General features: G+C 35.7%; 13 protein-coding genes. 7 read left to right on the forward strand and 6 right to left on the reverse strand.

Annotated features, from left to right (window positions below; genetic code table 11):
- Positions 1–17: 17 nt before the first annotated feature.
- Both KMW28_RS15010 and KMW28_RS15015 read right to left on the reverse strand, forming a co-directional pair.
- Positions 18–1,370: a peptidylprolyl isomerase gene (locus tag KMW28_RS15010; protein ID WP_066205211.1), complete on the reverse strand. Its 1,353-nt coding sequence runs from the start codon at positions 1,368–1,370 to the stop codon at positions 18–20.
- 66 nt (positions 1,371–1,436) lie between these two features.
- Positions 1,437–2,348, reverse strand: a complete 912-nt coding sequence (locus tag KMW28_RS15015) for a hypothetical protein (protein WP_169662554.1) — start codon at positions 2,346–2,348, stop codon at positions 1,437–1,439.
- A gap of 213 nt (positions 2,349–2,561) precedes the next feature.
- Here KMW28_RS15015 and prfB point away from each other — a divergent pair, with 213 nt between their 5' ends.
- From prfB to KMW28_RS15030, 3 genes are all read left to right on the forward strand, one after another.
- Positions 2,562–3,635, forward strand: a complete 1,074-nt coding sequence (prfB, locus tag KMW28_RS15020) for a peptide chain release factor 2 (protein ID WP_066205206.1) — start codon at positions 2,562–2,564, stop codon at positions 3,633–3,635.
- 183 nt (positions 3,636–3,818) lie between these two features.
- Positions 3,819–5,360, forward strand: coding sequence for an L-piperidine-6-carboxylate dehydrogenase (gene amaB, locus KMW28_RS15025; protein WP_169662555.1), 1,542 nt, complete (start codon positions 3,819–3,821; stop codon positions 5,358–5,360).
- 259 nt (positions 5,361–5,619) lie between these two features.
- Complete coding sequence (locus KMW28_RS15030) at positions 5,620–6,030, forward strand: response regulator (RefSeq protein WP_066205201.1); 411 nt, start codon at positions 5,620–5,622, stop codon at positions 6,028–6,030.
- Between the two features lie 157 nt (positions 6,031–6,187).
- Here the strand turns inward: KMW28_RS15030 and KMW28_RS15035 are convergent, their stop codons facing one another.
- The 4 genes from KMW28_RS15035 to KMW28_RS15050 all read right to left on the reverse strand — a co-directional run bounded on the left by KMW28_RS15035 (position 6,188) and on the right by KMW28_RS15050 (position 9,613).
- Entirely contained in the window at positions 6,188–7,666 is a 1,479-nt protein-coding gene (locus tag KMW28_RS15035) for a hypothetical protein (protein WP_169662556.1), read from the reverse strand.
- A gap of 218 nt (positions 7,667–7,884) precedes the next feature.
- Entirely contained in the window at positions 7,885–8,445 is a 561-nt protein-coding gene (locus KMW28_RS15040; protein ID WP_169662557.1) for an anthranilate synthase component II, read from the reverse strand.
- Between the two features lie 89 nt (positions 8,446–8,534).
- Complete coding sequence (locus KMW28_RS15045; RefSeq protein ID WP_169662558.1) at positions 8,535–9,074, reverse strand: CvpA family protein; 540 nt, start codon at positions 9,072–9,074, stop codon at positions 8,535–8,537.
- Between the two features lie 89 nt (positions 9,075–9,163).
- Positions 9,164–9,613, reverse strand: coding sequence for a GatB/YqeY domain-containing protein (locus KMW28_RS15050; protein ID WP_066205194.1), 450 nt, complete (start codon positions 9,611–9,613; stop codon positions 9,164–9,166).
- 240 nt (positions 9,614–9,853) lie between these two features.
- On the opposite strand from KMW28_RS15050, the gene KMW28_RS15055 reads away from it, so the two are divergent.
- From KMW28_RS15055 to trxB, 4 genes are read left to right on the forward strand one after another with little or no spacing between them, the layout of a single operon-like run.
- Positions 9,854–10,567 (forward strand): pyridoxine 5'-phosphate synthase, encoded by a 714-nt coding sequence (locus KMW28_RS15055; RefSeq protein ID WP_169662559.1) that lies wholly within the window; start codon positions 9,854–9,856, stop codon positions 10,565–10,567.
- Complete coding sequence (locus KMW28_RS15060) at positions 10,567–11,166, forward strand: beta/alpha barrel domain-containing protein (protein ID WP_169662560.1); 600 nt, start codon at positions 10,567–10,569, stop codon at positions 11,164–11,166. Before KMW28_RS15055 ends, KMW28_RS15060 begins: the two co-directional genes overlap by 1 nt.
- Before the next feature lie 48 nt (positions 11,167–11,214).
- Complete coding sequence (locus KMW28_RS15065) at positions 11,215–12,681, forward strand: trypsin-like peptidase domain-containing protein (protein WP_169662561.1); 1,467 nt, start codon at positions 11,215–11,217, stop codon at positions 12,679–12,681.
- 27 nt (positions 12,682–12,708) lie between these two features.
- Positions 12,709–13,641 (forward strand): thioredoxin-disulfide reductase, encoded by a 933-nt coding sequence (gene trxB, locus KMW28_RS15070; RefSeq protein WP_169662562.1) that lies wholly within the window; start codon positions 12,709–12,711, stop codon positions 13,639–13,641.
- Positions 13,642–13,700 lie beyond the last annotated feature (59 nt).

The following is a 13,700-nucleotide window of genomic DNA, read 5'->3' on the forward strand; positions in this document are numbered from 1 at the left end:
GACTTTACACGTTTTAATTAGATGCCATCTAAAACATCACAAGCATCAAACTCTGGATCAATTTCGATGAAAACATCGTTTTTAGCCGATTTAATCCATTTCTCTAAAATCTGATTTTTCTGAGAATTCAGCGTAGCTTGCTGTAATTTTTGATAATCATCTTTCAAGTTAGCGTAATGCGGAGGTTTGTATTCTGAGTAGTAAATAATACGTACCGCTTGCTGACCATCTTCTGTTCTATACTTTAAAGGCTTAGAAGTATTTCCAACGCTCATTGTATCAATAGCGAAGAATACTACCGGATCCAATTCATCCGTTGCCATGTAAGACGATCCTGTTACTTGGTTTTTAAAGTAACCAGCATTTGATCTTGTTGGTTGATCGTCTGAATATAAGTTTACTGCTTTTTCGAATCCTAAAGTATCCGATTCTGCAATTAATGTTCTAATACTATCCAAGAAAGACACAGCGTCTTTTACATCTTGGTAATTTGATTTTGGACGAATCAAAATGTGTCTCGCTCTGAATCGGCCACCTCTTCTTTCCAATAATTGAATCAAGTGGAAACCGAAATCAGATTCTACAGGATCAGCAATTTCATTCGGATCGATCGTCAAGGCAATTTCTTCGAATTCTGGTACAAGTTCACCTCTACCGTGCCATCCTAAGTCACCACCTTTTCTAGCAGAACCGTAATCCTGAGAATACTGTTTCGCTAAAACGCCAAAATCTTCTCCTGCTTCAATTCTCTTTTTGATATCCAATAACTGCTGTCTTGCTTTTTCTTTTTCCGACTCAGAAACTTTAGGGTTACGTACAATCTGTCCCACTTTTACTTCTGCCGCTAAAAAAGGAATACTGTCTTTTGGAATCGACTCGAAGTATTTCTTCACCTGTTTAGGTGTAATTGACACATCCGAGATAATTTGTTGTTGCATAGTCTGAACCGTCATTTGTTCTTTCACCTGATCTCTCAAGTCGTCTCTCAAATCGTTCACCGATGCACCCAAAGTTTTTTCTAATTTCTCTTGAGATCCCGCCTGAAGAATAAAGTATTGCATACGTCTTTCTAATTCTTCAGCTACACGAGCATTATCTACCTCTACAGAGTCAATTTGTGCCTTTGCATACATGATCTTGTTTACAATAAGGTTTTTTAAAACCTGACACTTGGCTGCTTGTTTGTCTTTAGGATACTCACCACTACTCAACATTTGTTGGTAACCTGCTTCTACTTCAGATAATAGAATGATGTTATTATCCACTTTAGCGATGATCTTATCTACTGGAACAGCGTCTGTTTGTGCAAAAGAGGCTATGGAGATCAACGTTAAAATCCCTCCTAATATAGTTGATAATTTGATATTCATATTTTTGATCACTTACTTCTTTAAGTAGTTTAGTACTTAGTTAGAAATATAAATTTCTTAATGTGTTTAGCGTTCTTCTTTAAAATAAATTTCGTATTCCTGATTCTTAGTAGCTTCATCAAACAACTCGTTTTCCAACTCTGCCCTTAACTGAAGTTTTCTTCTTCCAAGAATTACATTTTTCACCTGTGGTTCTACGAACTGTAAAGGTGGAACCTGATCGACGATTTTATAATCTTCAATTTTGTAAAAGTACGTATTATTTTCGTCCGATACCTCCCAAAAATTGTCTCTTTTCAACAATTTTGTTACTTCGGCTTGAGATTTCATAAATGGAGTACCAAAAAGTAGTTCATCAAGATCCAACCAAACCGAATCTTCCAAATGTACAAAATCCGCATAGGCCAAAGCAGAAGACTTTAATTTATCTTTATCTCCTTCTTTTTTCGACATCATCAACTTTTTCACCTTCTTTAAATCAGGTGCGTTGTTGGGATAACGAAGAAAGATTCCTCTAACGATATTGGTTTTCAGAATAAAATCATCAGAATTAGAATTGTAATGCTTTTTGATCTGATCCTGTGTTACCAATGTGTCCAAGTTTTGAGCAATAAATTGTCTTTCATACTCGTGCATGATCAACTGATATTTATACTCCTCTAACCTTCTGTTAAGGTCTAATTTTTCTACATCTACCTTGGTTTGTGCTCTTTCCAACATAATGGTTTTTCGCACCCAAGTATTCACATATCTCTCTTTAATATTCAGTGAATCTTTAGAGGACATTCGTTCAGTAAAAAGATTACCTAATTCCGTATCGTATAAAACTTTGTCGTTTACCTTAGCCAAAGCTACACGTGTACTTTTTATGTTCTCTTCCTCTACCGCTTTTTCGAATGCACCTTTAATTTTATCACAAGAGCAAAGTGACAATGCAAGTAAAATTGAGGTTAAATATCTTCCGTTTTTCAAGTTCATAACGGCAAATTTATAAATTTAGCGTTGGCATTCATTATTCCCGACACACATTAGAGGCTTTTTGATAAAAAAAATCTCTTAAAATTTTCTAAACAGAGGAACTTTTCCTTCAATTCGACATCAAAATGTTGTTTACCTCCTAAAAAAAATCTCCTATATTTGATTTTTTAAATGACAAATACACTTGCCCACCGGCAGTTTTATATATAAAATATGAATTCAGCGCAGCTTAAAGAACTTATCGGGAGAGTCAACGACTTGGAGAGATATCTTGATATTGAGAATAAAAAATCAGAAATAGAGGAGAAGGAAAAGGTGACAACTGCCGCAGGTTTTTGGGACGATCCAAAGGCAGCTGAGGTCGTATTGAAAGAAATTAAAGGCTTGAAATCTTGGGTCGTTAAATTCGAAGAAATCAAGGGTATGACAGAAGATTTGGAAACCTTATTTGAGTTTTTCGAAGCTGGAGATGTCGACCAAGAAGAGTTGGATGCTGAAGGTTTAAAAACTGAGGAAGCTATTGAAGCTTTGGAAGTAAAGAAAATGCTGGATGCTGAAGAAGATGGTCTTTCTGCTATTATGGAAATCAACTCTGGAGCTGGTGGTACCGAATCGAATGATTGGGTAGAAATGCTTTTCCGTATGTATAAAATGTGGGGAGAATCGAATGGTTACAAAGTAAAAACTGTAAATATCCACGAAGGAGAAGTTGTTGGTATGAAACAAGCTACTTTAGAATTTGATGGAGATTTCGCTTACGGTTACCTTAAATCCGAAATTGGCGTACACCGTATGGTTCGTTTAAGTCCGTTTGATTCAAGTGGAAAAAGACACACTACTTTCGGTTCTGTATTCGTCTACCCCATCGTAGATGATTCGATTTCTATTGAAGTCAACCCTGCCGATATCACTTGGGAAACATTTCGTTCTGGTGGTGCTGGTGGACAAAACGTAAACAAGGTAGAAACTGCCGTTCGTTTACGACATACTTCTGGTATTATCGTTGAATGTCAGCAAGAGCGTTCTCAATTGCAAAACAAGGAGAAGGCAATCAAAATGTTGAAATCGAGATTATATCAACAAGAAGTAGAAAAGAGAAATGCGGAAAGAGCAAAAGTGGAAAGTTCTAAGAAACGTGTGGACTTCGGTTCTCAGATTAGAAACTATACCATGCATCCCTATAAATTAGTAAAAGATATTAGAACAGCTGTTGAGAAAACAGATGTACAAAAAGTATTGGATGGAGATTTAAATGACTTCATCAAAGCGTATTTAATGATGAACTAGTTAGAATTTTAGGGAAGAAATAAATCCCTTCTATCCTGCATCAAATAGCTTTTTGATAAAAATTAGTGAGATTTCCCGCAAGTCTCACTTTTTTTATACAACTTTACAGCAAGCATATAAACAGAAGATAGAGGTACACATCACCCTATCTCATGTTATAAACACATACATAACTATAACACCATGAACATCACTCTTGATTTTTTAAAAGAATTAGGAATTGAAAAACGTAACCCTGCCTTTTCTACAGGTAGAGTTTTTGCCGAGTTAAATTCAAAAAGAGAGACTCGTAAGATCTATTCACCTACCGACGGACAATTGATTGCTGAGGTTGAAATGGCCGATCAATCAGATTTGGAACACATCGTTCAAACTGCTCAATCTGCATTTGAAAGCTGGAAAGTTTTACCGGCGCCAAAACGTGGAGAGATTGTTCGTCAGATCGGAGAAGAATTAAGAAAATACAAAGAGCCTCTAGGTAAGCTCGTTACCTATGAAATGGGTAAGATCTATCAAGAAGGACTTGGTGAGGTGCAAGAAATGATCGATATCTGCGATTTTGCTGTTGGACAATCTAGACAATTGTATGGTTTAGAAATGAAGTCTGAAAGACAAGACCACAGAATGTTCGAGCAATGGCATCCGCTTGGGTTAGTAGGAATTATTTCTGCTTTCAACTTCCCTGTTGCCGTTTGGTCATGGAACTCAATGATTGCGGCTATCGGTGGTAATGTTTGTATCTGGAAACCTTCGGAGAAAACACCTCTTACGGCAATTGCTTGTCAACACATCCTACAAGATGTGCTAAAAAACAACGACCTCCCAGAAGGTTTATTTAGCTACATTATTGGTGATGCAGAAATTGGTGCTTCTATGTCGCACGATTCACGCTTCCCGCTTGTTTCGGCTACAGGGTCGACAAGAATGGGTAAGAAAGTAGGTGCTGCAGTAGGTGCTCGTTTGGGTAAATCACTTTTAGAACTAGGCGGAAATAATGCTTTAATCATCACAGAGAATGCTAACATAGAAATGGCTATTCGTGCTACTGTATTTGGTGCAGTAGGAACATGTGGTCAGAGGTGTACTTCTACTCGTCGTTTGATTGTACATGAGGCGGTTTATGATCAAGTAAAAGAACGTTTATTAAAAATATATCCGTCATTATCTATTGGACACCCTTTAGATGAGACAAAGTTAGTTGGGCCGCTAATTGATGAAGACTCGGTAACTGCTTTCAAAAATGCAATTGAGAAAGCGAAAGCTGAAGGAGGAAATCTTTTAATTGGCGGTACATCTTATACACAAGATGGCCTTTCGAACAATTATGTTCACCCTGCTATCGTAGAGGCTTCAAACGATTTTGAGATCGTACAAGAAGAAACATTCGCTCCTATCCTTTATTTAATTAAATACTCTGGGGAAATTGAAAATGCTATTTCCATCCAGAATAATGTTAAACAAGGGTTATCTTCTGCAGTGTTTACCAATCACTTACTGGAATCAGAAGCCTTTTTGAGTGCAGCAGGTTCTGACTGTGGTATTGCCAATGTAAACATCGGTACCTCGGGAGCTGAGATTGGAGGAGCCTTTGGTGGTGAAAAAGAAACTGGTGGCGGCAGAGAGTCGGGATCAGATGCTTGGAAAGCTTACATGAGAAGACAAACAAATACTGTCAACTATGGTAAAGTGTTACCACTAGCTCAAGGTATTAAATTTGACCTCTAGACTACATAAAAGCGTACAATTAAACGTAGAATACAAATTCAATCGTTGATTGTACGCTTTATTTTTCCAACTTTGTAATTCAACCTTACATCAAAATCAATATACATCTAGTTATTTTATTGACAAATCCTTTGTTGTTCGAGAGTGTTTAGTTATATTGATTAAAGATTAAATGCTGAATAGCAAGTATTTGCTTGCTCATACAAGTAGGTAAACATGTTTCATTAACTCTTATTCCCTATAGCTTTACTTTTACCAGATGGCTCAAAAAAAATATTACTCAGTTATGTTGATTGACGATAATGAGATTGACAATCTTATTAATCAGAAAATGATTGAGGCTTCAAAAATTAGCGATAACATATTTATACATTCAGGTGCAAAAAGTGCTATTGAGTTTTTGCGTAATATCGAAAAGCTTGGTGATGTAGCTGATCAAATTTTGCCCGAATTAATATTCTTGGATATTGATATGCCTCTAATGGATGGTTTCCAGTTTCTAGACCTCTTCAATCAATTGGAAGAAAAAACAAAAGAAAAATGTAAGATTATAATGCTTACATCTTCTATCAACCCTCAAGATATCAGTAGATCTCAAAACTACAGTTATGTAAAGAAATATGTCAATAAACCTCTTACTCAAAAGAATTTGAGTGGACTAGAGGTGTAGACATAATAGTATTCTATAAAAAGAGGTTATTACATAATTTAATGTGATAACCTCTTTCTTTTTTTAGTAATCTAGATGACATTTTTTATATGTCATATAAAATAAAAATGGTTGTCCATATTTAAATGAACAACCATTTTTTTCTATTTGAGAAATCTTAATATTCCATTTCCCCGCTCACCAATCGAATAAATCGATCATCCATTCGGATGGTTCGTGTTGGAGCAAATATATATGGTGACTTTATCTGTGTATATCGAGTAATAATGTTCGATACTTTAGACATTTTATCTCTTTTTGCTTCTGACATTCCTGTTTTTAGCATCTTAAGGAACAATGTAATCGAAGGACAACTTTCCTTACCCATCAAACGGATTTGTCTTTGTATGCTATTGGCTAACTGATTAAACAATTCAAAATCACGAATACACACATATTGTAATGCGAGTAAACATTTCACCTCTAAGAATGCATGAGGGTATTTCTTCAAGCTTATTTCGTTCAATAAGTTATTTAAGAATCTTGCTGCCTCATCAAATTCTCCAGAGTAATAAGCTGATATGGCTCTGTAAACGATATAAGAAACATAGTTCGGTATATCATTTATGTCTGGTTCAAAATCATCAAACGTAATCTTGTTTTGCTCAAACAGTTCTCCTTGAGTTTCTGTTTGCAAAGCACGTTGCATCTTTGTTTGAAGGAATTGTGATGGGAAAGTATACTGACCACTATGCATTAATAAGGCTTGTACATCTTCATTTACTGCATCAAAATATTTACTTGCCTTTCTGAATACGCCATAGTGAGTATAGTATTCTAATTTCAGGAATTGGAATACATTATTCATATGGTAGTAAATAGAATCCATATGGTATTGATCAAAAATTTGATCGATCTTATGGAAAATATCTTCTATTGGTTCTTCCTCATCTACATGATTAACGGCATTAATAGCCACCTGTCGCTCATCTTCGATAAATAAACGGTGAAAGATGCTCATACAGCTTTGGTACACAAAAGGTCTGTGCGACTCATAAAGCTTACAAGTATTCTTTATCTCTTGATGTAAGAGATCCAAACCCATTTTATCTGCCTCATCACCTGTAAAAGCGTACACTCCAAACTTTTTAAAGTAATCGGCTAAGATATCTTCTATCTTATCAACAGCTAACATGTACGCAACATGCTTATTGTATAACTGAGAATAATTAAAGAAATCTGGGGAGTTGATATGAAGGCGTTTTAATGCTTTGTATACAACCGTTAATTCGTTGGATAAATCATAATCTAGTAATTCCTTCTCCAACTTCTTTAAAGTAACTATTGAGATTGCTCGCTTCTTCGTAAAAACCATCTCATGAATATTGGCTACTTTCTTTAACAAATCAGCCCTTGGACTTTCCATTTGTTGAAGTAAGTAATCCTCAATCTTTTGATTAAGACGAGATCGCAAAGTATAGTAAGCGTTAGTATTCACATCCAACTCATTCATTATCTGTTGATCGGATGCTTTTTTCTCCCTCATCGAAGAAAGTAAATATGCTGACTTATCAGCATTACTATCTACCAGACTAGTTCTGATAGACTCATAATCTTTTTCTGATAATTGTTTAACAATATGCTTTAGCCTCGCCATAAAAGTTATTTGAGTGCTTTATTTTTTTCAATTTCAAAGTGCCTTGAAAAGATGATGTCATAGTTGAGCTATAAAGAAATATTTCTAAGGCAAAGAATAACCGATTTAAGTATCAAAATTATTCACTATAAATATAAGCATAGATTTAGAATAATCTTATGTACTTTAATAGGTCTTTTTTGGACAATTTAGGAAAAATGATAAAAAAAGGTAATTTTCTACCAAGAACTTATCCAATTTTTCAAAATGTCTAGTCCGAATTCGGTTAAAATCGCTTCTGGGTGAAACTGAACACCATAGATGGGTAAGTGCTTATGTTGAATCGCCATTACTTCATTTTGCTGGGATTGTGCGATCACTTCAACTTCCTCAGGTAAGTGATCTAAAATTAAAGAGTGATACCTCACTACAGTAAGTTCTTCAGGTATTCTATCAAATACTACAGTCGATGTATCACAGCTTATTCTAGACATTTTCCCGTGCATGGGCTTTAGTGCTTTATGCACTTGCCCTCCAAAAAACTCCCCTATTGCTTGATGCCCCAAACAAATACCCAAAATTGGGTGTGTTTTATGGTAATGTTTAATCACCTCCATCATATTCCCCGCTTTATCTGGGGTCTCTGGACCTGGAGAAAGTACCACCGCCTCATATTTATAAGGAGTAATTTCATCCAAAGGAGTATCATTTCTTACAACTTCTACTTTTTTACCTAATTGTGTAAAATAATCTACAAGGTTGTAAGTAAATGAATCGAAATTATCTAATAATAAAATCATCGTTGGTGATTAATGGAAACATACAATAAATAGCTTTCCGAGAAAAGCCATGCAAAAATAAAAAAGGGAAGCATTATCCCTCCCTTTTTTTATAAATTTTGTTCAAATAATTCGTGAATTTCTTTACTGTACCGTTTCATGCTTGGCATTATGGTACCTCCTGCATCTAAAACCCAATCATTTAAGTCTAACAATTTAGGATAAACTACAGAATCTTCCGTGACATCTTTTGGTAATCCTAATCCCGCAGAATTAAACAAACCCAAGATTACTGATAATGACAAGGCATACTTAAAACCACCTAATAATAAAGCGGCGACATTGTCCAAGTCGTCCAGTACAGAATAATCGATTTTGTTCTGTAACCACTTCCCTAATAAGTTAAGGGCCATAGTTCCACCGAAGAAAAGCACAACATAAGCAAAAAACACTGTTGATTTTGGTGTCTCAAAGTAAGATTTTGATGAAGAAAAAGCTCCTGCCACTCCAAAAAATATCAGAGAAGCACCAATGATGAATACCACTGTCGAAATAATTTCTAATAAAAATCCCCTTCTAAAACCTTTATAGGCTCCATAAACAATCGTGCCGAGTAAAAAAATATCGGTTACTCTTATGTATGAAGTCAAAAAACCTAAATTTTGCTCCACTTTTTTATGCTTTAGTTTTACGAATTATACAAGATATATTTTAAACCTGAATTGGTTAAATATCAAAGTTATGATAAAGCTGCTTTCACTTTAGCAGAAACTACTTTCATATCAGCTACACCTGCAAACTTTTTGTTTGCCGCTCCCATTACTTTACCCATATCTTTCGGCGAAGTGGCACCTACTGCTGCTACTAATTCTTTTACAGCCGCCTCTACTTCTTCCTCTGACATTTGTTGTGGCAAATACGATTCTATCACTTTCAATTCAGCCAATTCTACTTCAGCCAAATCTTCTCTTCCACCCGATTTGTAGGTATCGGCAGATTCTCTTCTTTGTTTTGCCTCTTTCATTAATAGTTTCAACTCTTGCTCTTCAGTTAAAACAGTACCTACTCCCTCTGCAGTTTCTGCAAGTTGTATTTTTGCTTTTAGTTGTTTTAAAGTACCCAATGTGGCCTTGTCTTTTGCCTTCATTGCCGCCTTCATAGCGTCTTGAATTTTGTCTTTTAAGCTCATTTTCTATTACGTTTATTTTTTGTCTTAATCTTATTTTGACACAAAAATAACAACTTATGTTACGTTTGCTATGAATATACATAAATCATTAAAAATTCCTATTGACTTCAATGAATAATATGCATTGTGATATCAAAAACTAGATTTATTTAATTTTCATGCATGAAAAAATCAAAAATTTGAGATCAACAAAGAACTATTGCATACTTTTGTGTTATCAATAATAAAAAGAGGAAAATTATGACACGCTTAAGTGTAAATGTAAATAAGATTGCCACTATTAGAAACGCTAGAGGAGGCAACAACCCTAACTTGGAACAAGTAGCAAAAGATGCGGAAAGATTTGGTGCTGAAGGAATTACTATTCACCCTAGACCAGACGAAAGACACATTACAAGAAAAGATACGTACGACCTTAAGAATGTAGTAACAACGGAATATAATATTGAAGGAAATCCTGAGCCTCGCTTTATGGAGCTAGTACTTGATGTTGTCCCAGAACAAGCCACTTTGGTTCCTGATGCCGACGACGCCATTACTTCTAATGCAGGTTGGGATACCATTACACATAAAGAGTTCTTGACAAAAGTAACTGCCGACTTAAAAGCCAAAGGTATTCGTGTTTCTATTTTTGTAGATCCTGATCCTAAAATGGTTGAAGGCGCTGCTGCATGTGGTGCTGACAGAGTAGAGTTATATACAGAACCTTATGCGGCAAACTTCCATAACGATAAGGAAAAAGCCATTGCACCTTATCAAGAAGCAGCAAAGAAAGCGGTTGAACTTGGTTTGGGTTTAAATGCTGGACATGATTTGGATTTAGACAATTTGGCTTATTTCCATCAAAATATCGAAGGTCTAGATGAAGTATCTATTGGACATGCATTGGTTTGCGATGCTTTATACTACGGTCTTGAAAATACTATTCAACTTTACTTAAAACAATTAAAGTAATGCGTTGGGAAAACATCATAGCGGATGCAAAGCATTTGAGTGATGATGAAGAAAGTGTGCTTCAGTTAATAGAAATGGGGCACACTTTCCCTTTAAGGGGGATTCATGTTTCTCCTTATTGGGTAAAAAAAGCCGCAAGAGATTTAGAAAATGATGACACTCTAATTTATACCACTATCGGTGGTGAAGAAGGATCTTCTCTAACTCAAGTAAAACTTTTTGAACTGGAACAAGCCATCAAACAAGGCGCTTTTGATATTGGTGTACATTTAAATATGAGTGCTTTTAGAAGTAATATTCAATGGTGTAAGATTGAATTTTTACAACTCTCTAACACGGCACATGAAAAAGAAAAATGCATCAGTTTGTCAGTTCCTTCTAAAATCTTCGACCAAAAAGAAGCTGATCAGATTTCAGCATTGATCAAACAAAATGGTGTGGACGGCATCACTTTATCAGAAGACAATATCAATTATCTTCCTACTTTCGAGAAGTTGGATATTGAAATCAAATTAAAGACAAATAATCTAACAAAGTTTCAGCATTTGTTACAACAAAATGAGACAGCTTTAATGCTTCCTTATGTCAATCTGTCATAAATTTTCAAAAGGCATTTTTATTGTAAAAAAGAACTGAAAAAATTAGACATGAAAAAAACACTTCTTACCATTATCATTAGTGTTTTAAGTGGTTTATCGGGTGCATTTTTATACATAGAATTTTTACAGCCCCAACCAACTGAAAACAACTTCGCTTTCGCTTCCAATACAGAAGCTGAACAACCTGTTATATCTTCTTCAAAAAGTGTATTTCCAAGAGACATTAATGCTGATCAATTGGAATTATCTGCTTTTGCAGACGCAGCAGAAGTAAGCACACAATCCGTAGTTTACATTGTTACCTACATTAAAGGGTATTCCAATAGAAAATCTTGGATGGAATTGTTCTTTGGTCCACAAGGGCGTCAGAATAATTCTAGAATGGCCATGGGATCGGGCTCTGGTGTCATCTTCACAAAAGATGGATACATTGTAACGAACAATCACGTAGTGAAAGGAGCCGATAAAATTGAAGTGATTTATAATAAAAGATCTTATGAAGCGAAATTAATCGGTATAGATCCATCTACTGATATCGCTTTACTTAAAATTGATAAAGAGGATCTTCCTGCTATTCAAATCGCCTCATCCAAAGCGGTAAGAGTGGGTGATTGGGTATTAGCAGTAGGTAATCCATTTAACTTGACAAGTACCGTAACTGCTGGTATCGTGAGTGCAAAAGGCAGAAAAATTGGGATTATGAATGATGTCTTCCCTATTGAATCTTTTATACAAACCGATGCAGCAATTAACCCTGGTAACAGTGGTGGTGCTTTAGTAAACCTTCATGGTGATTTAGTGGGGATTAATACTGCTATTTTATCAAAAACTGGAAGTTATGCTGGTTATGGTTTTGCCGTACCTTCTGATATTGTTGCCAAAGTGGTGAATGACTTAAAGAAATATGGTGAAGTTCAGAAAGCATTCCTTGGGGCAAGCATCAAAGAGGTGGACGAAAAAATTGCTGAGAAGCTTCAGTTAAAAACTATTGAAGGGGTGGTTATCACCAAAATTGAAGGAGGAGCAGCTGAGAAAAATAAATTAGAAGTTGGGGATGTTATCATCTCAATTGACAACTTTCCTATTGATTCCGAAGCGGCTTATGATGAACAGTTAAGCTACTATGTCCCTGGAGATAAGATTAGTTTAACCATCAAAAGAGAAAATAAAGAAATAGAAAAAACAGTTGTTTTAACAAATATTGATGGTACAACTGAAATTTCTGAGAAGAATGTGTACGACGCCAAAGAAATTGGTGCTAAATTTACGCCGCTCTCAAAAATAGAACAATCCAAGCTTGGTTTATCAAACGGTATTAAAATCGAAGAAGTAGCCAATGGAGGATTAATTTCAGAGATGGGCTTGAAAAAAGGGATGATCTTGGTATCAATTAATCGATATCCATTAGAAAACCCTAAAGATTTTTCAAAAATAGTATCTCGAATTCGTGGTCGAGTGATTTTAGAAGTTGTGAAACAAGATCGATCACACAGATACTTTAGTTATTATTTCTAGAATTAAAGATTTTATAAAAAATACATCATGGAACACGTAAAAACCCTAATTGTAGGTTCAGGACCTGCAGGCTACACAGCTGCAATTTATGCTTCAAGAGCGAACCTTAAACCACTTTTATACCAAGGCCCACAGCCTGGTGGTCAGTTAACTATTACTAACGATGTTGAGAACTTCCCTGGTTACCCTAAAGGAATCATGGGTCCTCAAATGATGATGGAACTGCAAGCACAAGCGGAACGTTTCGGAACAGATATCAGAACAGGTTTAGTAACTGGTGTGAAGTTTAACGAAAAAGGTCCTCATGTAGCGACTATCGACGAGAAAACTGAAATCTCTGCAGATACAGTAATTATTTCTACTGGTGCTTCTGCTAAATGGTTAGGTTTAGAGTCTGAAACTCGTTTGAACGGACAAGGTGTTTCTGCATGTGCAGTATGTGATGGTTTCTTCTACAGAGGTCAAGAAGTGGCTGTAGTTGGTGCTGGCGACTCAGCAGCTGAAGAAGCACACTACTTATCGAACTTATGTTCTAAAGTACATATGATTGTTAGACGTGACGAAATGAGAGCGTCGAAAATCATGCAAGATCGTGTGATCAAAAAAGAAAACATCGAGATTCACTGGAACAGCGAAACTCAAGAAGTTTTAGGTGATGACGTTGTAAACGGTGTTAGAATCATTAATAATAAAACTCAAGAAACTACTGACCTTCCTGTTACTGGTTTCTTCGTCGCTATTGGTCATAAACCTAACACTGACATTTTCAAGGGTCAGTTGGATATGGACGATGCAGGTTACTTGATTACTCAACCGGATAGCACAAAAACAAACATTAAAGGTGTTTTTGCTGCTGGTGATGTTCAAGATACGATTTACAGACAAGCAGTTACTGCTGCAGGTACTGGATGTATGGCCGCTTTGGAGGCAGAACGCTACCTTACAGAATTAGAAGACTAAATCACTTAGTTGATTCAAAATACAAGACTCATCTCTTTGGAGATGAGTCTTTTTTCATT

Source organism: Flammeovirga yaeyamensis (assembly GCF_018736045.1).
Classification (GTDB): Bacteria; Bacteroidota; Bacteroidia; order Cytophagales; family Flammeovirgaceae; genus Flammeovirga; species Flammeovirga yaeyamensis.

Excerpts from the sequence above, each read along its gene's own strand:
- KMW28_RS15010 (WP_066205211.1), bottom strand. The coding sequence starts at position 1,370 with ATGAATATCAAATTATCAACTATATTAGGAGGGATTTTAACGTTGATC.
- KMW28_RS15015 (WP_169662554.1), bottom strand. The coding sequence starts at position 2,348 with ATGAACTTGAAAAACGGAAGATATTTAACCTCAATTTTACTTGCATTG.
- prfB (WP_066205206.1), top strand. The coding sequence starts at position 2,562 with ATGAATTCAGCGCAGCTTAAAGAACTTATCGGGAGAGTCAACGACTTG.
- amaB (WP_169662555.1), top strand. The coding sequence starts at position 3,819 with ATGAACATCACTCTTGATTTTTTAAAAGAATTAGGAATTGAAAAACGT.
- KMW28_RS15030 (WP_066205201.1), top strand. The coding sequence starts at position 5,620 with ATGGCTCAAAAAAAATATTACTCAGTTATGTTGATTGACGATAATGAG.
- KMW28_RS15035 (WP_169662556.1), bottom strand. The coding sequence starts at position 7,666 with ATGGCGAGGCTAAAGCATATTGTTAAACAATTATCAGAAAAAGATTAT.
- KMW28_RS15040 (WP_169662557.1), bottom strand. The coding sequence starts at position 8,445 with ATGATTTTATTATTAGATAATTTCGATTCATTTACTTACAACCTTGTA.
- KMW28_RS15050 (WP_066205194.1), bottom strand. The coding sequence starts at position 9,613 with ATGAGCTTAAAAGACAAAATTCAAGACGCTATGAAGGCGGCAATGAAG.
- KMW28_RS15055 (WP_169662559.1), top strand. The coding sequence starts at position 9,854 with ATGACACGCTTAAGTGTAAATGTAAATAAGATTGCCACTATTAGAAAC.
- KMW28_RS15060 (WP_169662560.1), top strand. The coding sequence starts at position 10,567 with ATGCGTTGGGAAAACATCATAGCGGATGCAAAGCATTTGAGTGATGAT.
- KMW28_RS15065 (WP_169662561.1), top strand. The coding sequence starts at position 11,215 with ATGAAAAAAACACTTCTTACCATTATCATTAGTGTTTTAAGTGGTTTA.
- trxB (WP_169662562.1), top strand. The coding sequence starts at position 12,709 with ATGGAACACGTAAAAACCCTAATTGTAGGTTCAGGACCTGCAGGCTAC.